The sequence below is a fragment of the Parabacteroides timonensis genome (assembly GCF_900128505.1).
GTDB lineage: Bacteria > Bacteroidota > Bacteroidia > Bacteroidales > Tannerellaceae > Parabacteroides > Parabacteroides timonensis.
In genome coordinates, this window is record NZ_LT669941.1 from 232,733 (window position 1) to 256,301 (window position 23,569).

Below are 23,569 nucleotides of genomic sequence, written 5' to 3' on the forward strand. Positions count from 1 at the left end.
CCCACTAAATCCACAGGATATGAAAAGTAAGACAGGAAATGTCGGGGGCAAACCGCCCAAACCCGACAAAGCCGCGCACCCGGTCATGGTGCGCTTCACGGACGAGGAATACGCCCGTTTTCTCGCCTTGTACGAGCAGTCGGGCGTGTATGCGAAAGCGGTTTTTATCAAAGCCCGCGTCTTCGGCGCGGAGTTTCGCGTGCTGAAAGTCGATAAAACGCTCGTCGATTATTACACGAAACTATCCTCCCTGCACGCCCAATACCGTGCCGTCGGGGTGAATTACAACCAGACCGTAAAGGAATTGAAAAGCCGCTTTTCAGAGAAAAAAGCGATGGCGCTGCTTTACAAATTGGAAAAAATGACGGTGGAACTTGCCGATTTAAGCCGCCAAATTCTCGCCTTAACCCACGAATTTCAGCAGCAATGGTTGCCAAAATTAACGTAGGAAGCTCCCTTATCGGGGCGTTGGCATACAACGGCGAAAAGGTGAACGAGGGACAGGGACGACTGCTGGCGACCAACAAAATCTTCGACGAGGGGACGGGCAAGCTCGACATCCGGCAGGCGGCGCAGGATTTTGCCCGTTACCTTCCGGAGCTGGTGCGCACGGCAAAGCCCGTCGTGCATATCTCCCTGAACCCGCATCCCGACGACCGCCTCACCGATGCGGAGTTGACGACCATCGCCGAGGAGTACCTCGCCCGGCTCGGTTACGCCAACCAGCCCTATGCCATATTCAAGCACGAGGACATCGACCGCCACCACCTGCACATCGTAACGCTATGCGTGGACGAAAAGGGGAAGAAGATCGGCGACAGCTTCCTGCACCGCCGCAGCAAGAATATCACCCGCGCGTTGGAACAGCAGTACGGTCTGCACCCCGCCGAACGCAAGCGGCAGACGCAGCACGAACCCCTGCGCCGCGTGGATGCAGCAGCGGGCGACGTGAAGAAGCAGATCGGAAACGTACTGAAAGGCATATCCGGCAGGTATCGGTTTCAGTCGCTCGGCGAATACCGCGCTCTGCTCTCCCTTTACCATGTAACCGTTGAGGAGTGCCGGGGCGAGGTGCTGGGACGTGAATATCACGGTTTCGTGTACTCCGCACTCGACACGCAGGGCGAGAAGGTCGGCACGCCGATTAAAGCCTCCCGCTTCGGCAAGCGGTACGGCTTCGAGGCGTTCGAGCGGTGGTGCGCCGTAAGCAAGGAGCAGATGAAGGAGCGGAAGATCGGCGACATGACAAAGGGGACGGCACTCGCCGTCCTGCGCCGCACGAAAGACCGAACAGAGTTTGTCGCGGCACTCAAAGCCAAAGGCGTGGACGTCATCCTGCGTGAAACCGACACGGGGCGCATATACGGCGCTACATTCATCGACCATCGCACGGGCTGCGTCGTGAACGGCTCGCGCATGGGCAAGGAGCTTTCCGCAAACGCCTTGCAGGAACATTTCGCACCTCCCGCTCCGGGTATTCCTCTGCCTATCGACTTGCCGCAACCCTCGGCAGAAACGACGGACAAGCTCCCGCAGTCCGCAGGCCATGAAGAGCTGCCGGACGCATTGGGGCTGTTCGCGGTGGATACGGGCGGAGCGGATGCCGAAGAGCAGGCATTCATGCGCGAGATGCAGCGACGAAATAAGAAAAAGAAAAAACAACGTAAAATCTAACCATTATGCAACAAGAAGATGACCTTCGGGCATTGGCGAAAATCATGGATTTTCTGCGTGCCGTAAGTATTTTATTAGTAGTAATGAATATCTATTGGTATTGCTACGAAGCAATACTCGCGTGGGGCGTGAACATCGGCGTGGTGGATAAAATTCTGATGAATTTTAACCGTACCGCCCACCTGTTCCACTCCATACTCTATACGAAACTCTTTGCCGTCGTGCTGCTCGCCCTCTCGTGCTTGGGAACGACGGGCATTAAGGACGAAAAAATTACGTGGCCGCGCATCGGCACGGCACTTACGGCGGGCTTCGTGCTGTTCTTCCTGAATTGGTGGCTGCTCGACCTGCCCCTGCCGCTCCTTGCCACGACGCTGCTCTACATCGCAACGATGGCGGCGGGTTATGTCTGCCTGCTGATGGGTGGCTTGTGGGTGAGCCGCCTTTTGAAGAACAACCTGATGGACGATCCGTTCAACAACGAGAACGAATCGTTCCAGCAGGAAACGCGCCTGCTCACGAACGAATATTCGGTGAACCTGCGCACACGCTTTTATTACCGCAAGCGGTGGAACGACGGCTGGATCAATATTCTTTTGCCGCAGCGTGCGTCCATCGTGTTGGGCACGCCCGGCAGCGGGAAAAGTTTCGCAGTGGTCAATTCCTACATCAAGCAGCAGATTGAAAAAGGGTACTCGATGTATATTTACGATTTCAAATTCCCCGATCTCTCAACGATTGCTTACAACCACCTGCTGAACCATCTGGACGGGTATAAGGTGAAGCCGAAATTCTATGTGATAAATTTTGACGACCCGCGCCGCTCGCATCGCTGCAACCCCATCCACCCCGACTTTATGGAGGATATTACGGACGCTTACGAGAGCGCCTATACCATCATGCTCAACCTCAATAAAACGTGGGTGCAGAAGCAGGGCGACTTCTTCGTAGAATCGCCTATAATTCTCTTTGCAGCAATCATTTGGTATCTCAAAATCTACCAGAACGGAAAGTATTGCACCTTCCCGCACGCCATCGAGTTTCTGAACCGCAGGTACGAGGATATTTTCCCGATTTTATCCTCTTATCCCGAACTCGAAAACTACCTCTCGCCCTTTATGGATGCGTGGCTCGGAGGTGCGGCGGAACAGTTGCAAGGCCAGATCGCGTCGGCCAAAATCCCGCTCTCGCGCATGATTTCGCCCCAGCTTTACTGGGTGATGTCGGACAGCGAATTTACGCTCGATATAAACAACCCGCAGGAGCCGAAAATCTTGGTCGTGGGCAACAATCCCGACCGTCAGAACATTTACGGCGCGGCGCTCGGTCTGTACAATTCGCGTATCGTGAAACTCGTCAATAAGAAAGGAAAACTCAAATCCTCCATTATCATCGACGAGCTGCCGACCATCTATTTCAAGGGTTTGGATAACCTGATAGCGACAGCGCGAAGCAACAAGGTCGCCGTGCTGTTAGGCTTTCAGGACTTCTCGCAGTTAGTCCGCGATTACGGGGACAAGGAGGCCAAAGTCGTGATGAACACCGTCGGCAATATCTTCTCCGGTCAGGTGGTCGGCGAAACGGCCAAAACGCTCTCCGAGCGTTTCGGCAAGGTCTTGCAGAAGCGGCAGAGCATAAGCATCAACCGCAACGACAAGTCCACCTCCATCAACACGCAGATGGATTCGCTCATCCCGCCCTCGAAGATTTCGGGACTTACGCAGGGAATGTTCGTCGGCTCCGTAGCCGATACGTTCGACGAGCGTATCGAGCAGAAGATTTTTCACTGCGAGATTGTCGTGGACGCCGAGCAGGTGAAGCGCGAGGAAAAAGCCTACAAGCCCATTCCGGTCATTACGGACTTTACCGATGAAGAGGGCAACGACCGCATGAAGGAGCAGATACAGGAGAACTACAACCGCATCAAAGCCGACGTGCGGCAGATTGTCGCCGACGAGCTGGAGCGCATACAGAACGATCCGGCGCTGGCGCATCTGTTGCAGCAGAAATAGGCGGACACAAAAAGGGCGGTAACTGCAAATTACCGCCCTTTTCATATATATAATGTATAGGCTATCGGCGTTGTTGCTCCCGCACATCGTCCCGCTGCATCCGCAGGTTCAGGCGTTCGCGCAGCTTGTCGAGAAAGTACGTCCGGCTCTCGTTCTTGCGGCGCTTCATATCCAGATAGGCGTCGTAGCAATGTCGGTCTTTAATTTCCCGACCGAGCAGCGAGCCGAAAAAAGCCGCCAGCTCTTTGATGTCGTTCCGTCCGTCGTTGATGCTGCCCATCTCGTCGAGGGCGTAGATAATTTCAATCAGCTCGACAAGGCTGCCCGTCCAGCGGAAAGGGGTTGTTTGGGATTGGGTTTTCGGGGTGGATAGTGGTGGCACTTGGGTGGAAGCGTGTTTCAACATCCGCCGGATAAACGACAGGGCTTTGCGGACATGGTAAACCTGCCCGTCGCCTGCCGAAGACAGTTTTTCATGCAGGCAGCACAGCTCGATCTCCGTGTAGGCGAGCGTTGGAAACAGCCGCCGTCCGTCGGAGGACGCAGCAAAGCAAAAGGTGAGAACCTCGTTTATAAACTCGTTGTAGGCCGCTTGCAGGTCGGGGCATCCGGCATCGTTATTTATCAGTCGGAAAAACTCGGTTTCCGTCAATATAAGGAAATCCATTCTTTTCTGTTTTAGGTCGTTATACTTCATTTAACTCTGTGCGCACGTTAAATAAAGGACAAACCCTATTCCGGCAGAACGGATTTTAAGAGGGCAATAATATATTTAATTGATTGTCTGTAAAATATCTGCCGATATTATTTTTTGCAGGTTTCAGGCAACGCAGGCAAAGTGTAAGGTAATCTTACAGAGTGTAAGGCGGATTTACATATTTACCGCCCTTTACGGCTGTATATCCGGCAGACGGCACGCCCCGATAGGGAATGTTCCGCCTGCATTTCCCACTCTTTCGTATCGACCAATTCGGAAAAAGCGTAGCCTTTGCCGACCTCGGCGGGCGAGGTATAGACAATCAGCTCATCCGCCAGATGGTACAGAAGCAAACCTTTAATCAAATCCGCCGTTTGCGGCGTGGCTTCTGCCAGGTAGATGCTGGCATCGCACGCCTTTCGTTTTTCGGCAAGCAGCAAGAGCAGGGAATCGTTCGTATGCAGCAGCATATCCGCCTTTTTTCGTAGTGCGGAAAGCGAGTGTTTTCCCTCGAAAGGCCAGCGGCGTTTGATTGTATCCGGCGGCAGCAGATAGCCGTCGGACGATACTGTTGCAGTTATTTGTATTTTCATGTTACCTCTTGTCTGATAGTGGAACGTATATAACCAAACAATGTTCCAAGAGGTCAAAAAAGTAGCGTGGTACTCACGCTACTCCAAGCAAGGCTCTGGTATGCCCAAGTAAGAATATACGCGAGCCCACGCTATGTTAAAACATAGCATAAGCCTCACGCAATCTGTTCTTACTTTGCTCAATTTACCAGATTTAGCTTGGAACGTCTTGCGAACTTATGTCTTATATCTTGATAGGAAACCCTGTTTCCCGTCTATTTTTCAATTTCGTTTTCAAAGATACATCTTTCCCTCCAATCTTTCTAAAAAACAGCTATTTTTCCATATCTATCCCGTATTTTTTCATCTTTTCATACAAGGTCGGACGGCTGATTTGCAGCAGCCCCGCCGCCAATGCCTTGTTGTATTTGGCCGCCTCCAGCGCTTTGACGATGCGCTCGCGCTCCTCGCTTTCTTCCCGCAGGGCAAAGCCTTTCGCGGCTGCGGCCTCCGTCAGATACAGCTCATCCAGACCGATGGTGTCCTTTGTGGCGAGCAGCACGGCACTGCGGACGGCATTTTTCAGCTCCCGCACGTTCCCCGGCCAGCCGTAGGCTTGCAGCCTCTTGCGTGCCTCGGCACTGAAACCCGTAATGTTCCGGTTCAGCTCTTCGGCGTATCGTTGCAGAAAGAACTCGGCCAGCGGCAAAATATCCTCCCGGCATTCCCGCAGGGGCGGAACCGCGACCGAAAATTCATTCAGGCGGTGAAACAAATCCTCCCGGAAGCGTCCCTCGCCGATTGCCTTTTCGATGTTCTCGTTCGTCGCGGCGACGATGCGCACGTCGCACGGCATTTCCCGCTTGCCGCCCACAGGACGGTAACAGCGTTCCTGCAACGCCCGAAGCAGAAGCACCTGCACCTCGTAGGGCAGGTTGCCGATTTCGTCCAGAAAGAGCGTGCCGCCCTCCGCTTCGTGGAATACGCCCGTTTTGTTTCCCGTCGCGCCCGTGAATGCGCCTTTGACGTGCCCGAAGAACTCCGAGGCCGCCAGCTCTCTGGAGATAGCCCCGCAATCGACGGCCACGAACGGTTTGTCCGCACGCGGGCTGGCCGTGTGGATCAGTCGGGCGATGTGTTCCTTGCCCGTACCGTTTTCGCCCCGGACAAGCACCGAAAGATCGGTCGCGGCAACCAGCTCCGCACGGCGCACAAGCTCGCGGACGGCCTCGCTCTCGCGGCGGAAAATCTTTTGCCCTCGCCTGCGTGCCGCCTCTTTGCGCCGCAGCAGTCCCTCCAGCATGGTATAGAGCGTTTCGGGCAAGAACGGCTTGGGCAGGTAGTCTTCCGCGCCCAGCTTCATGGCTCGCACGGCGGACGGCACTTCGGCGTGCTGCGTCATGACGATAAAGGGAATGCGGCAGCGCTGTTCGTTCATCCACTCCAGCAGTCCGATCCCGTCGCCGTCGGGCAGGCGCATATCCGAGAGGATTATGTCGGCATCCGTATCGGCAAGGGCTTTGTGGGCGGCGGCAAGCGTGGAAACGCACTCCACCTGCATCCGTTTCCGCTCCAGCCAATTCCGCAGCACCCGGCAGAGTACGAGGTCATCTTCGACAATCAGGATTTTACGCATAGCCGCCCTCCTTCAACTCCGCTTCGATTTGTTCGACCAGCCGTTTGCCCGTGTCGGCAATCCGGTCGGCGATGCTGCGGAGCGTGTCGCACGACGGATTGTCCGAGGATAAGGCGCTGCGCAGTTCGAGCAGCGCACTGTCGATCCGTAACGCCTCCCAAAGCGGCGAGAGGTGGTGCAGCAGTGCGGCGAGGGCTTCGGTGTCGCAATGCTCCGAAGCCGCTGCAAGCGCTTCCATGTTCTTCCGCGTTTCCCGAACCAGCAGCGCGAACATTTCCCGTTTGTCCTGCTCGTTGGTCAGAAGCATCGAGAAGTCGGCCACAGCAGTCTGTTCCGTCGCCTGCCCTGCGGTGCAGCGCGATACCACTGTCGCCAGCTCCGCACGCGAGAACGGTTTGAAAAGGCATCCGGCGAATCCGGCGCGGATGAACTCCTCCTCGCTGCGTTCCGCACGGGCGGTCATCGCCACGACGGGAACGGCTTTCGCCGCCGGGAGGTTCGAGGAGCGCAGCAGCTCCAGCAACCCGAAGCCGCTCATTCCGGGCATGACAATATCCGTCAGGATCAAATCGTAACGGCGGGTACGCATCCCCTCCAGCAGCTCGCGGGCGCTGCGGAAGCCGTCGGCGTAGATCTCGTTCCGGTCGAACATGCGTACCGTCATGGCCAGCAGTACGGCGTCGTTATCCACGACGGCAACCTGCAAATGCCGGACGCACGGCAGCGCCGATGGCGTCTGCGAAGCGTCGCCCGTGTCCTTGCAGAGCGGAAGCGGCAGGCGGACGGTGAAACGGCTCCCTTTGCCGGGACTGCTCGCAACCTCCAGCGTGCCGTTCAGCAGACTGACCAGCGCCAGCGTGATGGACAGTCCCAGCCCGAAGCCCTGCACCTCCGATTTGTCGAGCCGCTCGAAAGGCTGGAAGATGGCCTCCGTTTCCGCTTCGGTCATTCCTGCGCCCGTATCTTCGACCGTTACCGTAAGCTCGTCGGAGGCGTAGTGCATATTCAGGCGCACCGAACCCTGTGCGGTGAACTTGACCGCATTGGAGAGCAGGTTGGCGATGATTTCCAGCGTCCGTTCCCGATCTCCCGTAACGACGATGTCGCCGCCGTCGTAGTCCGTCGAGAACGCCAACTGTTTTTTCGCGGCAAGCGGGGCATATTCGCCCGTCAGGATGTCCGCCAGAGGTTGCAGGCGGAACGGCTTGTTTTCCGGCTGCTCCTTGCCTGTTTCCAGACGGTAGAAGCCCAGCAGCGTATTCAAAAGACCGAGCATCCGTTCGGACGATTGCAGGATGGCGTCGCTGTAACGGCGGCGGTTCTCCTTGTGTCGTTCGTCCGGCAGCAGCTCCGCATAGCCGCTGATAGCGGCCAAAGGCGCACGCAGGTCGTGGCTGATGGTGAGCATCATATTTTTGCGGGCGGAGAGCAGCTCTTCGTTTTCCCGTATGGTACGTTCCAGCCGCCTCCTGTTTTGAAGCCTTTCCCGCAAATCCCGATGAAGCAAATAATAGAAAAGAAAGGCAAACGCAAAGGCCGCCATACTCAACACAGAGATTGTCCGAATGATACGCTCGCGCCCCAGCAGACAGGCCGTTGTTGCCTCCTCTTTCAATTTAAGGTCGGTACGGCTGAACTCGGAAATCAGGCGGCTGATCTCACGGTTGAGATAACGGTTCTTATCGCCCAGACTATCGACGAGTGCAAACAGACGCTCCGTTTGTGCCGATTGCCTCCGGTCTATTTCCGAAGCTAAAGAACGCAGCGAGGCGGTCGTCTGCATTTCGTTTTGCTGCAAAATTTCCTCGCTGCGTTCTTTACTCCGGTTCCCGGCTTTCTTCCGGTTTCGGAACAAACCTCGCAGTCCGCCGCTCTTTTTAAGCTCTTCTTCATAGGCTGTCTGTAACTGTTCCTGCTGTCGGCGCGTTTGCCGAATAAGGCCGGGCAGACGTTCCCGGATAAGGGTATTCGACACCCTTTTGAGTGTGTGCCAGCTTTCCAACATGGAAAGCATGTGCATTTCTTTGACATCCAACAGAGAAAGAACGGCATCTATCCGTTCCTGCTGTTCGTTGGATTGGGATTGCGATTTGAGCTGCTCCAAGTGTACAGCCACCGTATCCTTTTGGGCGCGATAACGGGTTATTTCTTCATCCTCCCACGTGATAAGCTGCTCGCCCAAAAGTGAAAGGTCGAGAATTTCGACGGCTATCGCTTCGGTTTGGCGATGTTGTGCCAGCAATCTTTCCACTTGTGCATCCATTACTGCCATACTATCCTTTTCCCGGTAGGCGAGATAGAGGACAACCAAGAACAGCAGGACAAGCGAAACGTAGCCTGCGATGATCTTTATTCGTATAGTCAGTAATGGGTTATTCATAATAATTTATTGATTGTTGATTTTACCTAATAATGAATTTTTGCTATTTTCGATAACTTCTTCATGATGAAAATAAGCGCCGTAATTCACACCGTGTGTGTCACAATAATTACAGATAGCTTGGTCGTTGGCAATTAACTCTGCACGGACGTACTTCGTGTATATTTTCTCATACATGGGATAAAGAGCAGGATAATTGTCGTGTACATACTGCATGATAACAGGCTTGTATCCGCCACGTAAATTCAAATCCTCGAACCAATACTCGTCGATAAAGTTACTGCTGCGTTCGATAATGGCTTGCCAATCCGTGATTCCGATAAAAATGGGAGACATAAACAGAATTGTATAGATTCCTTCTTCGTGAAATCTGCGCAAGGTATCGAAACGCTCCCCAATCGTACTGCCCGAATCCATATCCGCTCTGAATCGTTCATCGGTAGTATTGACCGACATCGCTACACACAGATGCTTTATGCGTTTAAGCAGGTCGAGGTCGCGCAATATCAGTTTGTTTTTGGTCGAAATCTGTAGATAACAATCGCTATTTACCAACTGCTCCAGTATGGAACGGGTAATACCGTATTGCGCTTCAAAAGGGTTATATGGATCGGTAGCCGTACTCATGAACACATTTTTACCTGATATTTTCTTGAGGTCTATTTTCTTAGCGCATCTTTTCACATCCAGAAACTCACCCCACGGTTCCGGATGATTCGTAAACCGCTTCATGAACGAGGCATAACAATACTTGCAACCGTGAGGGCAACCTATATATGGATTGATGGCATACTGACCGATTTTGGTGGCTGTCAGCAGGCTTTTCGTTTCTTTTTCCGCTACAATCATTCCATTATGATTTATAAATTCAGATAATAAAGCTCTTTTGGCTCCCTTCTTTTACAATATCGCCGGGCTTGACATGTCCTATCATAAGCGGCGAAGACGGATCGTGGAGCTTGTAGTTCTCTATCGCTAACTCCGGTCTTTTGTTGGCATAACAATATTTGCAACCGTTCAGGCAGGTGTTGTAAGCTCCTATGTCGCGGGAAGGCATGCAACTGCATCCGATGCGGGTTCCTTTATGCGCCATTTTCCGGAACTGACACCCCAGCGCATTTCCCAGATTAGCAGTAGTCATACAACCGGAAATTTCGATGCCATATTGACGGTAACTTTCCACTGTTCCGCAGGTTTGTATGCGCAGTCCGTACCGGACGGCTATTTGTCCCATACCCTGCGCCAATGCTTGCTTGTCCTCATCGGTCAGCGGAATCAGCTCCGGCATATTAACATCCAACCTTTTATACATTTCAACGAAGCTAAAAATGCAAAAGCTCACGTAAGGAGCGATTCGGGACGCTATGTAGTCAAAGGTTTCCAAATGTCTGTCTATCGTGTAATACTTTGTAAGCAGCACCGGATCGTAACGCCACGCAATTTTCCCGCATCCCACTTTTTCCGATAATTCTATTAGTGTCCGGACACTTTCGTCGATGTCGGGCACATTGGGTTCGATGTCCTTGCCGTAAGCGGTTATGGTATAATGGCAAAACACATTGAACCGTTCTGTGATGCGGTGAATGCGGGATAATATGGGCTGATAGTTTTTAGAACAAAATACGACACAATCGACTACATCGGGAGCAAGTATGTATTTTGTAATATGATTGGGGAATAAAGGGTTACGCGAAAAGACGTACCCCTCCTCAAAACGCTTCAACAGCCAGTCGCTGTAATAATTGACGGTATCTGTCCGTCCCCCTGTATTTATAATCATGTCTTATGCAATATCTAAATTTTTTATATCTTCTCTTTTCTTACTCTGTGTCACCAGATAGACTCCGACAAATACCAACACTGCCGACAACAGTTTTTGCGTCGAGAATGTGTCCTGACCAATCGCAATTGCAATGATGGAAGCGATAATGGGTTGCACGTAATTGTACATGCTGACTGTGGTCGGGCGAATATATTTCAACGCCATCGGAATAAGCATGAATGCGACGAATGTGGCTCCGAACAGCAGATAGAAAAGTGCGCACAGTTCCGTCCTGTTGAAAGTCGTTCGGTGAAAGGTAGGAACATACTGCACGTACTTGACGCAAAACGGAGCCAATGTCAGTGCCGAGAACAGGAACATCCACTTCATAATCGTCACGGACGAATATCGTCCGGACAACGGTTTGGACAAGACCAAATAAACAGAGTACATCAACTGGTTCAGCAACATCAGCATATCTCCCCACAGACTATTGCCTCCATTGGTCGTTTGCGTAGAACTGAACACCAACATCAGACCGCCGCTTATACCCAAAACTACACCTAATGATTTTTTCTTGGTAATCGGCTCTTTCAGCACGGCGGCGGCCAACAGCAACACGAAAATAGGCACTGCCGTAGCAATAATAGAGGCATCAACAGGTGAAGATTTTTTCAGTCCGACAACGAATAACCATTGGTTGATGCCTACACCGCAAAGGGCGCAAACAAGGAGCAACATTAAATCTTTCGGCAGAACTTTTTCTTTTGGCATGAAAAAGGACACAAGCCAAAACATCACGCAGGCGAAAACCGCCCGCATGATGGTGATTGCTTCCGGTGGCACATTCGATGCCAACAGAAATTTGAAAATCGGCATGCTGACACCGAACAGAATGTTGGCCGACAATATAAAAATGTGTCCTTTCATCCTCATTGTTTACCAGACGTTGTGATGTATCCTGTCCCCGACGTTAATCTCTTTCTGCTTGCAGATGTGCGCGTTCTCGGCAGGATAACCGATTGCGAGAAAGCAAGTGAACTCGTATCCTTCAGGGGCATGGATGGCTTGCTTTACGTGTTCCGGCTCGTTACCGATGGGGATGCGGAATGCGCATGCCAGCCCTTCCGCCGTCGCCGCCAGCAGGATGTTCTCGACTGCCGCCCACGCGGAAGCGAAATAGTTCAGCGAACTCTGATCCACCGGATGGCACAGAGGGGCATTCATTTGCCGGAAAAATGGTAGGACAAGGCAGTCGCTTTCGATAAGCATCCGTTGCTGTTTGGGCAGGGCACTGACGAACATAGCGTGTTCGTCTTTGTCCATTACATCTGCTGCGGCTTCGAGCCCGGCCTGCTGAATATTTTTGGTGTTTTCCGCCACAGGCGAGATGATGCGGGAAATGTTTTCCTGTCCGCGCACCACGATAAACTCGAACTGGCGTAAGTGGTCGTTGGTCGGTGCTTTGAAAGCGGCTGACAGAATCTTGTCCAATACTTCGTCCGATACTTTTCGATTGGAAAAATCACGGATGGTTCTTCTTTTCTCTAATACTTCGTAGAAATCCATAACAATACGTTTTTAAGTTATATTTCTTGTTGTCGATGGCAAAGTTACGGTGCTTTCTTGTTTTGTATTTGTGTTATCATTTCTTATATTTGTCGTATATTTGCATTGAAACAAATTTGAGCTTTACTTTTATGGAAGATACCGCCATTCCTTATGAATTACCCGAAGTGGAGAATCACTCGTTTTTCTTTATCGACCAGCGAGTGGAAACAAGCATTGAAGCAAAATTGCACCGACACGATGCGTGGGAGTTGTATTACGTCGTTCACGGGTACGGTAACCGGATGGCAGGCGATACGTTGCAGCCCTTTGCGGCAGGCGACGTAGCTTTGATCCCGCCGTCCATGCTTCATCGTTGGGAGTATGCGCCCGATTCTGCCGATACGGATGGTTGCGTCCGTTATTTGATGGTGGCTTTCAGTCATTCGTTGGTGGAGCGGTGCATGGAGGTGTTTCCCGAATTGAGGAATAGATTGGTGGGAGTAATATTTCCGACCGATGCGTTGAAGTTCGGAACGGAAAGCTCACGAGTTATTCGTAAGATATTGACCGGAATGAAAGGTATGGACGAGTTAGGACGCTTGAGTGCGATGTTCTGCCTGCTGCCTGTCATCTTTACTTCGTCAGATCATACGTTTGCCGGACGGCCGATGCGTATCGAACGGGACGTGCGGCGGATGCAGCAGATTGCGGCATACGTGATGGCCCACTACGTCCATGCCATTTCTTTGGATGATATTGCAGCAGAAGTGGGAATGAACCGTTCGGCATTCTGTTCTTACTTCAAACGATGCAAAGGGATGACCTTCTCGCAGTTCGTCACCCAGTATCGTCTGAATACCGCTTGCGAGCTACTGAAACATTCGCAAAAGGGGGTATCCGAGATTTGCTATACGGTCGGTTTTAACGACCTGCCTCATTTCGTGCGGGTGTTCACGAATGCAATGGGGATGTCGCCGTCCAAGTATAGGAAGCAATTCAGATAGTTAGACAATCTCGACGGCTTTAACAAGCCTAACCGCACGCATTTATTAGATGTAAAAGCTCCCCCGAAATAATAAGGGAGAGCTTTCGGGCATACGATTTTACATGACGTTATATCTTAAACCCTTTGGATTGATTTTGCCCGCTATCGGATGTTTGCGGCCTGACGAAATGGATATGCTCCCGAATAAATGACGAGGTGTCTGCGGCTTGGGGTATATCCTCCTTCGGTGTCCGCATCCCGGCATTCGGGGATGTTCCCTCCGTGGGCGTAACTCCCTGCTGTCCGCTGACCGTTTGCCTTGTTTGCTCGTCGCCTTGTTCCTGCCCGGCTTCGGGTTTGGGCGGAGTGAGCGTCAGTTGTATTTTCCGCTCCAGCGCTGCGACCTCCGCTTTCAGAGCCTTCAACTCGTCCTCCTTCTTCCATACGCCGCCGACCGTTTCCTGTAAAATCGGAATATCGCGTTCGTATTCCACATTCTTCTCACGGTACTGCTCCACGAGCTTGGGTATGCGTTCCAGCGCGTTCAGAAAGTTCATAGCCGCCGCTTTGGTGTCCGACATGGCTATCAGTCCGTTGTTGTAGGTGTATCTGAATGCGCCCTCCACGAAGAAACGGTTTTGCTTGACCTCCTTGCCGTCTTTCAGGAGCGGTTCGGTCTTGACGAGCAGCGGGAAGCCGTACAGCTCGCCGATACGCACGTACTCGCCGCTCGTCGTGGCGTTCTTGGCTATTTCCTGCAAGCGCGTTCCGACGCTCTTGTGGTCGGTGGCCTCCAGCCCGTCGAGCCGCACGGCGTTGAGCTTGTTGCCCTCCTTGTCCGTCTGTACGCGGGAGAGGAACACATCGTAATCGGCTGACATCTTGGTGATGCAGTCGTTGTTGTGCGCCAGCGTCTTGGTGTACTCCTCCAATTTCCATACGGAGCTGCTCTTGGCCTTGTGGAACGTCTTGCGCTCGCTTTCCAGCGCCGCCACTTTCTTCTCCAGACGGGCTTTGTCGAGCAAATCCGTATTGCCGGAGAGAATCGCCATGTATTCCGAGAAATTCATGCCCGACTTCTCATCCATCGCGCCCTCGTCAATCGTTCTCGCACCCATCGCGCCGCTTTTGAGCTGCGAGATGAACGTCTGCTTGCAGTGCAGCAGGTTGAATTTATAGCTGTCGAGCGACTTTTCCACGGCGTAGATAATCACATCCACCTTGTCGCCCGCGAACAGTTTGGCGATCTCGTTGCCCTTACGCACGGCACGTCCGTCGCGCTGCGCGAGGTCGGAAGGCCGCCACGGGGTGTCGAGGTGATGCACCGCGACGGCTCGCTTCTGGGCGTTTACGCCCGTTCCGAGCATGGACGTGGAGCCGAAGATTACCCGCACCCGTCCGTCGTTCATCGCGTCGATAACGGCTTTGCGGGCGTTCTCGTTCTTGCACTCCTGAATGAAACGTATTTCGGAGGAGGGGATGCCGTAATCCTCCACGAGCTTGCGTTTAATCTCGCTATATACGTTCCATTGTCCCGGCTGGAACGTCCCCAAATCCGAGAAAACGAACTGCGTGCCTTTCTGCGCGTCGTACTTGTGGTAATACTCCGCTATCGTCGCCGCACAGTGGCTCGCCTTGTTGTCGGGGTGGTCTTCATACAGGTCGGGATCAATCAATCGCATGTCGAGCGCCATTTTCCGGGCATAGTCCGTTGCAATCAGCATCTTGGCTTTCTCTTCCGTTTCGGAGAGCGGCTGCCGCCCCAATATCGTCGCGTCGCCAGTTTGCGCGAACTCCATCAACTTCTCAATGAACTCCTCCTGCTGCGGCGTCGGGGGAATATTGTGGAGCTTCTCGTTCTTGTCGGGACGATCCACGCCCACATCCTCCGCCGTGCGGTAGTCGGTAATCTCGGAGTAGAACGCCGCCAGCTCCGGCACTTTGATAAAGTAGCGGAAACGCTCTTTCTGTACGATGTTGTTTGTTACTGAGAACTCGAAGTCCACGCTTTTCTTGGCGAAAATCGCCGCCCACGCATCGAAGCAGTTGATGTTCTGCCGTTCCAGCTCTTGCGGACGCAGGTATTTGAACAGCAGGTACAGCTCCGTGAGCGAGTTGCTGATGGTCGTGCCCGACAGGAACGTCGCGCCCAAATCCTTGCCCGTGCGCTCCTGAATGGTGCGGATGGCGTAAAGCATATTGAGCGCCTTTTGGCTGCCGTCCTGATTGCCCAGCCCGGCCACGCGGTCGTGGCGTGTGTTGAACATCAGGTTCTTGAATTGGTGGCTCTCGTCCACGAAAATATGGTCGATGCCCATTTGCTTGAAGTCCACCACGTCGTCCGTGCGTGTCTTGATGGCGTGCGCGATGTTCTCCAGCTTGACGGAAAGGTTGATTTTCCGCTTTTCCAATCCCCGCAGCATTGCCCGCGAAATATCCTTGCCCTGACTGCGCAGCACCTCCAGATTCTCTTCCACGGTGTCCAGCTCCGCTTGCAGGATGCGCTGCTGCATTTCGGGCGACTGCGGTATCTTGCCGAACTGGTCGTGCGACATGATGACACAGTCGTAATCGTTGTTTTTGATGTTGTTGAAGAACCGCACACGGTTGGCGGGCGAAAAATCCTTTTCCGAAGCGTAGAGAATCTTGGCATTCGGATAGGCCGTGCGGTAACACTCGGCAATCTCCGCGACGTTGGCTTTCAATCCGATTATCATCGGCTTGTGCGCCAGCCCCAACCGCTTCATTTCGTGCGCCGCAACGCACATAATCAGCGTTTTCCCCGTTCCGACCTCGTGATCGCAAATCCCGCCTCCGTTCTGTTTGAGCATCCAGATACAATCCTTTTGGCTCTGATATACGTCCTTGATATTGAAGCGTTTTTCGAGTGCTTTCAGGTCGAGGTCGGGGAACGATTGGTGCGAGCCGTCATACATTGGACGGACGAAGCAGTTGAACTTGCGGTTATACATGTCCGTTAGCCGCTGCTGAAACTCCGGCGACTGCTCCGCGAGCCATTCGACGAAACCGTTTCGTATCTCGTCGATTTTGGCGTTGGCAAGCTGTATGCCCTCGCTGTCGCGTACTTTGATGTCGTTGCCGTGTTCGTCTTTGCCCACGCTCTTGGTCATATCGGGGACGGTATTGACAAGGGCGTGTTTCATCAGGGCGATACCGTCGTAGGAGCGGTAATACCCCTTTACGCAGTATTGGTCGGAGATTTTGGCGTTTTTCACACCGCATTTCACCGAATACTCGTCCATGCTCTCCGAGTAGCCGACGCTGACCTCCGTGTCGAACAGGTAGGAGGCATAGGCCGCATAGATGCCCGTAGGTATCCATCGCTCGCCGAGGTTGAAGTCCAGCTCGTCGAACGATATAGGACGCGGGGCGGCTTCCTGCAAAGCGGTGAGGGCTTCTTTTTCCCGCTCGCCGTGCGGGTTCCCCTGCATCCATCGCTCGATGCGCTCCGCTTTCTCGACGACGTTGCCCGCGATGAAACGGTCTTTGATCTCGTAGCCTCCCGCCAGCGGATTGTAGAAGATGCGGCCTTTCAGCTCGTCGATCAGCTCCTCGCGGCTGTTGTCCGAGAGCGCCTCCATGTAGTCGAGGTTCACCTCGCCGTAGCGGTTGAGCGAAGCGGCGAGCGCTTCTTCGGGCGTATCGACGTGTGTTACCTGATTGAGTGAGAAAGCAACCGGATGGTCGAAAATGTCGGCTTTGACGAACTGCCCGTTTTCCGCCCGCTCCAGCGCGAGGATGTCGCGCCCCGAAGCGTCCATCATCAGGAGCTTCACATTGGCTTTGGCGTTGAGCGGGCCGTACCGCTTCACGAACTCGTCGTAGCGGGCGTTCAGGCTCTCGCGCATCGTCTTGTTTTCCTCGTGCTTGTCCGCTTCGTAGGTATAGAGCCGCTCGTAGATGTCGCGCACGGGAATATAGGCTGCTATTTTCTCCCGTTGCGCCTTTTCCAAATCGAGCGGGTGGAACGTCGCCCCGTAACGGGTAACGTCTTTCAGGTAGCCGATTTGATAACGTGCCCCGACGGTGTTTACTTTGACGAATGCCCCCTCGCGGTGGTGCGGTTCCAACAATCCCTCGAAAGGCCGGGGCTGCATCTCCTCCTCGTGCTTGCGCTGCTGCTCCTCTGCCGTGAGCTTCGCTTCATCCTCGCGTATCTGCCGCTCCACTTGGTCAATGCGTCGGTTCGCCTCCTCGCGGACAGCATTTTCCACAGGATAGACGGATGCGGAAGCATCGGCGGCTGTCTGCTGCTGCGTTTCGCTTTTGGCGGCGGGCATGTCGAACAACGACGGCTGCCGGGGTTGCACCAGCTTGGGGCGGTTATTCCGGCGGCGGGGCTTTCCGCCCGTCTGGGCGATGCGCCGTTCCTCCTCGGTGAAGCCGAACAGGTCGTAAAGGCTCATTACGGGAGGCTCTATTTCGGGTTTTTCTTCTTTCGGCGGTGCGGCAGGTGCGGCATTTTCTGCCGTCGTTTGTGCAGGCCGCGCCGTTTCCTCCACGACGGTCGCCTCCCCGATACGTTCGGTTTGCGCTGGCTGCTCATCCCACAGCGTCCGCTGCCCGCCCGCGAGCATCCCGTTCGCTGCCGATTGCTCCTGCGGTGTCGGCTCCTCCTGCAAGGTCGGCTCCGGGGTTACGGTTTCCGCCTGCCGCCTCCGTCGGATGCTTTCGAGCGTCCCCGTAACATTCATGTAGCGCCCCATGTCGAGGTGTTTGTAGAAATCCTCCGAGAGCATCCGCCGCAGATCTGCCGCGATACCCTCCGCGCCGCCCTCGTGCAGATAGACCATTGCAGGCTTGCCGTAGGGATCGGTGTCCTGCATGGCTTTCGTATGGACGATACGCGCCTTGTCGAGAAAAAGACCATTGACGATGATGCCCGTTTCCTGCCTTACAGAGCCGAAAAATTTGTGATCCTGTTCTGTGAAGCGTTCTTTTCGGGTGTTCTTTTGCAGGATGATAAGGTCGCTGCCGACCTCCGTTCCGGCGTTGTCGGTAAAAAGGTTGTTCGGCAGTCGTATGACCGATACGGGATCGGCATGACGGAGCATCTCGCGGCGTACCTCCTCATTCTGCGGGGAGTTGAGTACCCCTTGCGAGGTGATGAACGCCACGATACCGCCGTCGCGGACGGCATCCAGCCCTTTGAGGAAAAAGTAGTTGTGGATGGTTTTGGCCGCCGTGCGTCGTCCGGGCGCGTCGCTTGCGGAAAACGCCGGATCGAAGACCGCCACATCCCCGAACGGAATGTTGGAGGCCGCCACGTCGAAATAGTCGTTAAAGGGCTTCTCGATGCGCTCGAAGCCCTCCACCCGTATTTTCTTGTCGGGATAGAGGCACGCGAGAATCTTGCCCGTGAGCAGGTCTTTTTCAAAGGCCATCACGTCCGCAGCGGCATTTTTACGGGCAAATGCCTCGACGAACGCCCCATGTCCGGCGGAGGGTTCGAGCATCCGCAGCGGACGGACGTGGTAGTCGTGCAGCACGTCGGCCAAAGCCTCCGTAACCGCTGACGGGGTATAGAACGCCGTCAGCACGGAGCTTTTCAGGCTGTCGATATAACGCTTGTACTCGGTGTCGCTGTTGCTGTTCTCGCGGATCAGTCGGTGCAGCTCCGCCGTCATCGGGAACAGGTCGAGGTCGGATTTCGCCCACTGCACGGCATCGGTCAGGTCGGAGGCCGGGTTGAGAATACATTTCAACCCGCCGAAACCGCAATAGCGGGCAAGCCGCTCCCGCTCTTGGGGAGTGGCCGCCCGCTGTGCCTTGCCTAACTCAAACGCCGTGCGTATCGCCTCGATGTTGTCCCGCAGCTTGGCTTTACGGTTAAATGCCATCTTCTTCCAGCAGGATTTGGATAGCCCCCGTCAGCTCCGTATAGAGCTGCTCGTATTCGGGCGAGTAGGCGAAATCGTCCGAGAGCGGGTATTGGTAGAATATGCCCTCCAGCGAGGGCTGCAATTTCAGGGCGGCGGCAGGGGCTTCGCTCTGCGCCACCTCGTCGGCGAACTCGTTCCAGAGTACCTCGATGATGGTGTCGTACTTGGAAAAGTGAAGCCCCTCCAGCAACGCGGCCATCGCCAGTTCGTGCGCCCCTTCGGGCAGATACCCTTCGAGGCGGGATTGTTCGTACACGTCGGCGGCATGGTCGGCGCGGCTGTCGATAAAGGCCGCGTTCCCCGCCTTGTCGGGGTGGTTCTCTTTCAGGTAGGATAACAGGTAAAGCCCGTAGTAGGACAACTCCGTAGGCTTATCTTTCTTATTCATAAATTCTGTGGATTTAGTGGATTGTAAAAACGGATAGACGAAAAAAGGCACTCAACGTCCCCGTCGAGTGCCACCACTAAATCCACAGAGAATAAATCGGTATCGACGCAGAATCCGCGAGAACAATCTACTTCTGTGAACTTAGTGGCGAATATAGGCATTATTTCTTTCTCTTGGCGCGTTTGTTATCGTTTTTCACCTCCGGGAACTCGAAAACGGTGTTGAAATCCCCGTCGAACGCGACAACAGCCGAGAACGCCTTGCCCTGCTTGCTGTTGAAGCCCTTGATTACTCCGGTGCGCCCTTCGGTCAGCAGCTCCGTAATCTCCGCATCGGTGAGCGTCTTTCCGGCTTTCACGCGGAACACGGGCAGAGCGCACGCGGCGTTGTCGCAGCGCACGACCTTTCCGAAGAACTGCATCCGTCCGGTCTTGCACTTGGGGCAGACACACTCCGAAGCGGTGTGCGTAAAGAGTTTTTCGGAGGTCAGCAGCTCCGAGGTAATCTCGGCGGTGTACTCCTCGATCTCCTTGCGGAACGCTTCGGCACGCAGCTCGCCCCGCTCGATTTTGGCGAGCGCCGCTTCCCATGCCCCCGTCATCTCGACGTCGGCGATACGCATCTGCTTGACGACCGAATAGAGCGCCAGCCCTTTTTCCGTGGGCACGAGCGACTTTTTCTGCCGCACCATGTACTCCCGTGAAAAAAGAGTTTCGATGATGGCAGCGCGGGTGGCAGGTGTACCAATACCGCACTCTTTGAGCGACTGCCGCACCTCTTCGTCCTCGACCTCCTTACCTGCGGTTTCCATCGCCGCGAGCAACGAGGCTTCGGTGTGCAGCGGCTTGGGCTTGGTCTTACCTTCGGTCATCGAGCAGCCTGCGACGGTCAGCGTCGTACCCTCCGTCCATTCGGGCAGCAGGGTATCTTCCAACTCCTCGTTGTACACAGCCCGCCATCCCGCCTGACGGACGATAGCGCCTTTCGTGGTGTATTCCACGCCTGCACACTCCGCCGTAACGGTGGTTACGTCCTTGATGCACCGCTCCGAGAACGCCTCCAGCATACGCCCGACAATCATGTCGTAGATGGTCTGCTCGTCGGCGGAGAGCAGCTTCGGTTTCACCTCCGTCGGCAGCAGGGCGTGGTGGTCGGTAATCTTCGTATCGTCCACGCTCCGGCGTGTCGGGGCTTCGCCCAGCAGGGCAAGACGGCTGCCCCACGTCGGGTTGTTTTTCAGCGTCAGCAGCAGGGCGGGGATTTCCGCGAACACGTCTTCGGGAATGTAGCGGCTTCCTGTGCGGGGATAGGTGATAAGTTTCGCTTCGTAGAGCTTCTGCGCGATGGAGAGCGTCTTGTCCGCCGAGAAGCCGTGCTTGGTGTTCGCCTCCTTTTGCAGCGTTGTCAGGTCGTACAGCAGGGGCGTATCCTGCACCGTTTCCTTGCGTTCGACTTTCGTTACCGTCGCCGCGCCCTGCGCTTTGAGCGACTGATAGGCGGCCTCGGCAGCGGCTTTCTCTTTCCATTTTTCGGCGGAGGAGAATTTCACGACCGCATCGGCCTCGATGCCCGGCGTGGCGAAATGTACCTGAAAGACATCCTCCGGTGTGAAGCGCTTGTTCTCCCAATAACGGGAGCAGACCATCGCCAGCGCGGGTGTCTGCACACGCCCCAGCGAGTACGTGCCGCGTCCGGCGGCCAGCGTGATGGCTTGCGTGGCGTTGATGCCCACCAGCCAATCGGCCTCGCTGCGGGCTTTGGCCGCGTAGTAGAGGTTGTCGTATCGGTTGCCGCTTTCGAGCCGCTCCAGCCCCTCGCGGATGGCCTTGTCCGTGAGCGAGCTGATCCAGAGGCGGTCGAACGGCGTGGCGCAGCCGATGTATTCGTACAGGTAGCGGAAGATCAACTCGCCCTCGCGTCCCGCATCCGTTGCCACGATGATACGCTCGCTCTGGCGGAACAACTGCCCGATAATCTTGATTTGTGCCGCCACGTCGCTGTCCGGCTTGTAGCCCTTTTCGGTCTTGACCTGACGCGGCACGAGCTGGAACACGGGCGGGATAATCGGCAGGTTGTCGCGGTGGAATCCCTTGATGCCGTAGCCCTCCGGCATGGCGGGCTGTACCAGATGCCCGAAAGCCCATGTTACGTTATAGCCGTTTCCCGTGTAGTAGCCGGCCTCTCTTTTCGTCGCTTTCACGATACGGGCGATTTCACGCGCCACGCTCGGTTTTTCTGCAAGAATTGTTTTCATACTGAATGGATTTATTTAATGTGGATTTAGTGGTAGGGGTAAGAACCCCGTTTTTTTATATTTCGCGTTCGTTTTCCCGCTCTATGGCCTGCCAATCGACGCGCCGCCGGATGCAGCCGCCCACGACGGAAATAAGGCAGAAGAGCACAAGGAGGATAAATGCTGCCATAGCTACATGTGCATCCGGGGTTTGTTCGCATTCTGCTGCCTGCGCTGCTGCTCCTCGTTGGCGGGTGCTGCCTGCCCCCGTTGCAGCGGCTCGCCGATATGCTTGGTCGCCTCGTCGGTTTTGCCTTCGGAATTGACGGCAACCTGCGTTCGGGAGGCATTGTCGGGCTTCACCTCGTAGATTTGCGACTGCTCCGGCCTTTTGCGGCTGAAATCGTACTTTGCCTTTTCGTGGTTCGGACGCACGTAGGCGTTGAACTTTTGGCCTTTCTTGTCGGTCATGCCCTCTATGTACACCCATTTGTTCTGCTCCCAGCCTGCTTTATACTCCGGTTTGACCTCCACGCCGAGCAGGGTTTTACCGATCCGCAGACGACGCTGCTGCGGCGCACCGTCAGGCGCTTGCGTCTGCTCCTGTCGCTGCGCTTTCTTCTGACCGCCGAAATGAAAGTCCAGCCCCCGTTTGTCGGCATTGATTTGAAGCGTGGCGTTGAACTTCTTGCCGCTCTTGGCCGTCATGCCCTCCACATAGACGCCTTTTCCTTCGGCCAGCGCCTCTTTCTGTTCTTTGGTAAGCAGCACGCCTTTCACCTCGTCGGGGATGCGGATGGCCTTGACGGGAACGGATACCGTCTCGTTGGTAATCCGGTCGATGCTGATAAAGGAGGGAATAAGCTCACCCGTGGCAGGATCGACGACCTCGGCTATTCGTCCGAGGTTGCCCGTCTTTTTCAGATTTTCCTGATCCTCCGGCGTGAACTTCACATTCCGGTATTCGTCGAGGTTCGGCTCGCGGCGGATCGGGTGCGGAACAATCGACACCGTGCCGTCGGGATTCTCACGCAGCGACAACCGCGCCTGCATCGGCACGCGCACGCCGCCGAAATCGGGGTTGCACTCCACAAGCTGCGACTTGCCGTAATGACGCATACGCTCCAGATCACCCGACTGCTCCAATGCTGCGAGGTCGATGCCCCAGCGTTCGGCAACCTCCGCCCGGTCGAGGCGGCTGTCGTCGATGGGTTTGTAGCCTTTGTCGTTGGCCTGCTCCTCGGCAGGCGACTGTTCGGCCTGCTGCGTCGTTTCGTCGGCCTGTTGTTCCGTTTCTTCGGCGGGGGCAGGTTGCGCCTCGCCCTCCTGCGGCGTCTGTTGCTGCTCGGCGGCCTGCTCGTACTTGGTCGTATCGACCTTGTGCGGGGCGAGCAGCTCTTTGTTCTGCTCCGGGTTCTTCAGCAGCTCTTTCAGCACCTCGATGACCTTGTCCGCTCCCTCCGCCGCGACGCGGTAAAAGCCGAAGCGCTTCGGCTCCTTGCATTGGCGGTAGAAGTTTGCGAAAAAGTTATCCAGCACGTCGCCGTGGCGGTCGAAACGCAGAAAATCCTGCGCGTTCTCCGCTTTGGCGGCTTTCATGTTCGGCGTGCCGTCGCGTTTCAATCCCGCGACAACGCCGATCTCGCCTGTCTTCTCGTCCCTGACGATCAGAACATCCTGTTCTTTCTTTTTTTGTTCCATAATCTGTTGTAATTATATGATTGCATCTATCTGATGCCCTGCGAATTTAAGGATAGGATACGCCGCTGCACCTGT

Annotated in this window: 16 protein-coding genes; 4 read left to right on the plus strand and 12 right to left on the minus strand. The window is 54.8% G+C overall.

From position 1 onward, the window contains the following. Positions 1–19 precede the first annotated feature (19 nt). From mobA to mobC, 3 genes are read left to right on the plus strand one after another with little or no spacing between them, the layout of a single operon-like run. Positions 20–448, plus strand: coding sequence for a conjugal transfer protein MobA (mobA, locus tag BQ7394_RS08585; RefSeq protein WP_075559937.1), 429 nt, complete (start codon positions 20–22; stop codon positions 446–448). After that, positions 427–1,674 (plus strand): conjugal transfer protein MobB, encoded by a 1,248-nt coding sequence (gene mobB, locus BQ7394_RS08590; RefSeq protein WP_075557070.1) that lies wholly within the window; start codon positions 427–429, stop codon positions 1,672–1,674. The genes mobA and mobB overlap by 22 nt, the downstream gene beginning before the upstream one ends. Positions 1,675–1,676: 2 nt before the next feature. After that, positions 1,677–3,686: a conjugal transfer protein MobC gene (gene mobC / locus BQ7394_RS08595; protein WP_075557071.1), complete on the plus strand. Its 2,010-nt coding sequence runs from the start codon at positions 1,677–1,679 to the stop codon at positions 3,684–3,686. A 61-nt stretch (positions 3,687–3,747) separates the two neighbouring features. On the opposite strand, the gene BQ7394_RS08600 is transcribed toward mobC, so the two are convergent. From BQ7394_RS08600 to BQ7394_RS08635, 8 genes are all read right to left on the minus strand, one after another. After that, positions 3,748–4,353 (minus strand): RteC domain-containing protein, encoded by a 606-nt coding sequence (locus BQ7394_RS08600; protein WP_075557072.1) that lies wholly within the window; start codon positions 4,351–4,353, stop codon positions 3,748–3,750. A 212-nt stretch (positions 4,354–4,565) separates the two neighbouring features. Further along, positions 4,566–4,976 carry a dihydrofolate reductase family protein gene (locus BQ7394_RS08605; RefSeq protein WP_075557073.1) on the minus strand — a complete coding sequence of 137 codons (411 nt, stop codon included), beginning with the start codon at positions 4,974–4,976 and terminating at the stop codon, positions 4,566–4,568. Positions 4,977–5,289: 313 nt separating this feature from the next. After that, positions 5,290–6,591, minus strand: a complete 1,302-nt coding sequence (locus tag BQ7394_RS08610) for a sigma-54-dependent transcriptional regulator (protein WP_075557074.1) — start codon at positions 6,589–6,591, stop codon at positions 5,290–5,292. Further along, on the minus strand, positions 6,584–8,971 hold the full coding sequence (locus BQ7394_RS08615; RefSeq protein WP_075557075.1) for an ATP-binding response regulator: 2,388 nt from the start codon (positions 8,969–8,971) through the stop codon (positions 6,584–6,586). Before BQ7394_RS08615 ends, BQ7394_RS08610 begins: the two co-directional genes overlap by 8 nt. Positions 8,972–8,977: 6 nt before the next feature. After that, a complete protein-coding gene (locus BQ7394_RS08620) occupies positions 8,978–9,820 on the minus strand; it encodes a radical SAM protein (RefSeq protein ID WP_075557076.1) in 843 nt (280 codons plus the stop codon). A gap of 19 nt (positions 9,821–9,839) precedes the next feature. Further along, complete coding sequence (locus BQ7394_RS08625; protein ID WP_075557077.1) at positions 9,840–10,751, minus strand: DUF1848 domain-containing protein; 912 nt, start codon at positions 10,749–10,751, stop codon at positions 9,840–9,842. A gap of 3 nt (positions 10,752–10,754) precedes the next feature. Next, positions 10,755–11,663, minus strand: a complete 909-nt coding sequence (locus tag BQ7394_RS08630) for a DMT family transporter (RefSeq protein WP_075557078.1) — start codon at positions 11,661–11,663, stop codon at positions 10,755–10,757. Positions 11,664–11,672: 9 nt separating this feature from the next. Beyond that, the gene (locus tag BQ7394_RS08635; protein WP_075557079.1) at positions 11,673–12,302 is read right to left on the minus strand and encodes a nitroreductase family protein; all 630 of its coding nucleotides are present in this window, start codon (positions 12,300–12,302) and stop codon (positions 11,673–11,675) included. 131 nt (positions 12,303–12,433) lie between these two features. Here BQ7394_RS08635 and BQ7394_RS08640 point away from each other — a divergent pair, with 131 nt between their 5' ends. Next, the gene (locus BQ7394_RS08640) at positions 12,434–13,288 is read left to right on the plus strand and encodes an AraC family transcriptional regulator (protein WP_075557080.1); all 855 of its coding nucleotides are present in this window, start codon (positions 12,434–12,436) and stop codon (positions 13,286–13,288) included. Between the two features lie 109 nt (positions 13,289–13,397). On the opposite strand, the gene BQ7394_RS08645 is transcribed toward BQ7394_RS08640, so the two are convergent. The 4 genes from BQ7394_RS08645 to BQ7394_RS08660 all read right to left on the minus strand — a co-directional run bounded on the left by BQ7394_RS08645 (position 13,398) and on the right by BQ7394_RS08660 (position 23,494). Beyond that, positions 13,398–19,130, minus strand: coding sequence for an N-6 DNA methylase (locus tag BQ7394_RS08645; RefSeq protein ID WP_075557081.1), 5,733 nt, complete (start codon positions 19,128–19,130; stop codon positions 13,398–13,400). Beyond that, positions 19,120–19,560 (minus strand): DUF1896 family protein, encoded by a 441-nt coding sequence (locus BQ7394_RS08650; protein ID WP_075557082.1) that lies wholly within the window; start codon positions 19,558–19,560, stop codon positions 19,120–19,122. Before BQ7394_RS08650 ends, BQ7394_RS08645 begins: the two co-directional genes overlap by 11 nt. A 160-nt stretch (positions 19,561–19,720) precedes the next feature. Then, entirely contained in the window at positions 19,721–21,814 is a 2,094-nt protein-coding gene (locus tag BQ7394_RS08655; RefSeq protein ID WP_075557083.1) for a type IA DNA topoisomerase, read from the minus strand. A gap of 171 nt (positions 21,815–21,985) precedes the next feature. Next, positions 21,986–23,494 carry a DUF3945 domain-containing protein gene (locus BQ7394_RS08660; RefSeq protein ID WP_075557084.1) on the minus strand — a complete coding sequence of 503 codons (1,509 nt, stop codon included), beginning with the start codon at positions 23,492–23,494 and terminating at the stop codon, positions 21,986–21,988. Positions 23,495–23,569 lie beyond the last annotated feature (75 nt).

Excerpts from the sequence above, each read along its gene's own strand:
- mobA (WP_075559937.1), top strand. The coding sequence starts at position 20 with ATGAAAAGTAAGACAGGAAATGTCGGGGGCAAACCGCCCAAACCCGAC.
- mobB (WP_075557070.1), top strand. The coding sequence starts at position 427 with ATGGTTGCCAAAATTAACGTAGGAAGCTCCCTTATCGGGGCGTTGGCA.
- BQ7394_RS08600 (WP_075557072.1), bottom strand. The coding sequence starts at position 4,353 with ATGGATTTCCTTATATTGACGGAAACCGAGTTTTTCCGACTGATAAAT.
- BQ7394_RS08605 (WP_075557073.1), bottom strand. The coding sequence starts at position 4,976 with ATGAAAATACAAATAACTGCAACAGTATCGTCCGACGGCTATCTGCTG.
- BQ7394_RS08610 (WP_075557074.1), bottom strand. The coding sequence starts at position 6,591 with ATGCGTAAAATCCTGATTGTCGAAGATGACCTCGTACTCTGCCGGGTG.
- BQ7394_RS08615 (WP_075557075.1), bottom strand. The coding sequence starts at position 8,971 with ATGAATAACCCATTACTGACTATACGAATAAAGATCATCGCAGGCTAC.
- BQ7394_RS08620 (WP_075557076.1), bottom strand. The coding sequence starts at position 9,820 with ATGATTGTAGCGGAAAAAGAAACGAAAAGCCTGCTGACAGCCACCAAA.
- BQ7394_RS08625 (WP_075557077.1), bottom strand. The coding sequence starts at position 10,751 with ATGATTATAAATACAGGGGGACGGACAGATACCGTCAATTATTACAGC.
- BQ7394_RS08630 (WP_075557078.1), bottom strand. The coding sequence starts at position 11,663 with ATGAAAGGACACATTTTTATATTGTCGGCCAACATTCTGTTCGGTGTC.
- BQ7394_RS08635 (WP_075557079.1), bottom strand. The coding sequence starts at position 12,302 with ATGGATTTCTACGAAGTATTAGAGAAAAGAAGAACCATCCGTGATTTT.
- BQ7394_RS08640 (WP_075557080.1), top strand. The coding sequence starts at position 12,434 with ATGGAAGATACCGCCATTCCTTATGAATTACCCGAAGTGGAGAATCAC.
- BQ7394_RS08645 (WP_075557081.1), bottom strand. The coding sequence starts at position 19,130 with ATGGCATTTAACCGTAAAGCCAAGCTGCGGGACAACATCGAGGCGATA.
- BQ7394_RS08650 (WP_075557082.1), bottom strand. The coding sequence starts at position 19,560 with ATGAATAAGAAAGATAAGCCTACGGAGTTGTCCTACTACGGGCTTTAC.
- BQ7394_RS08655 (WP_075557083.1), bottom strand. The coding sequence starts at position 21,814 with ATGAAAACAATTCTTGCAGAAAAACCGAGCGTGGCGCGTGAAATCGCC.
- BQ7394_RS08660 (WP_075557084.1), bottom strand. The coding sequence starts at position 23,494 with ATGGAACAAAAAAAGAAAGAACAGGATGTTCTGATCGTCAGGGACGAG.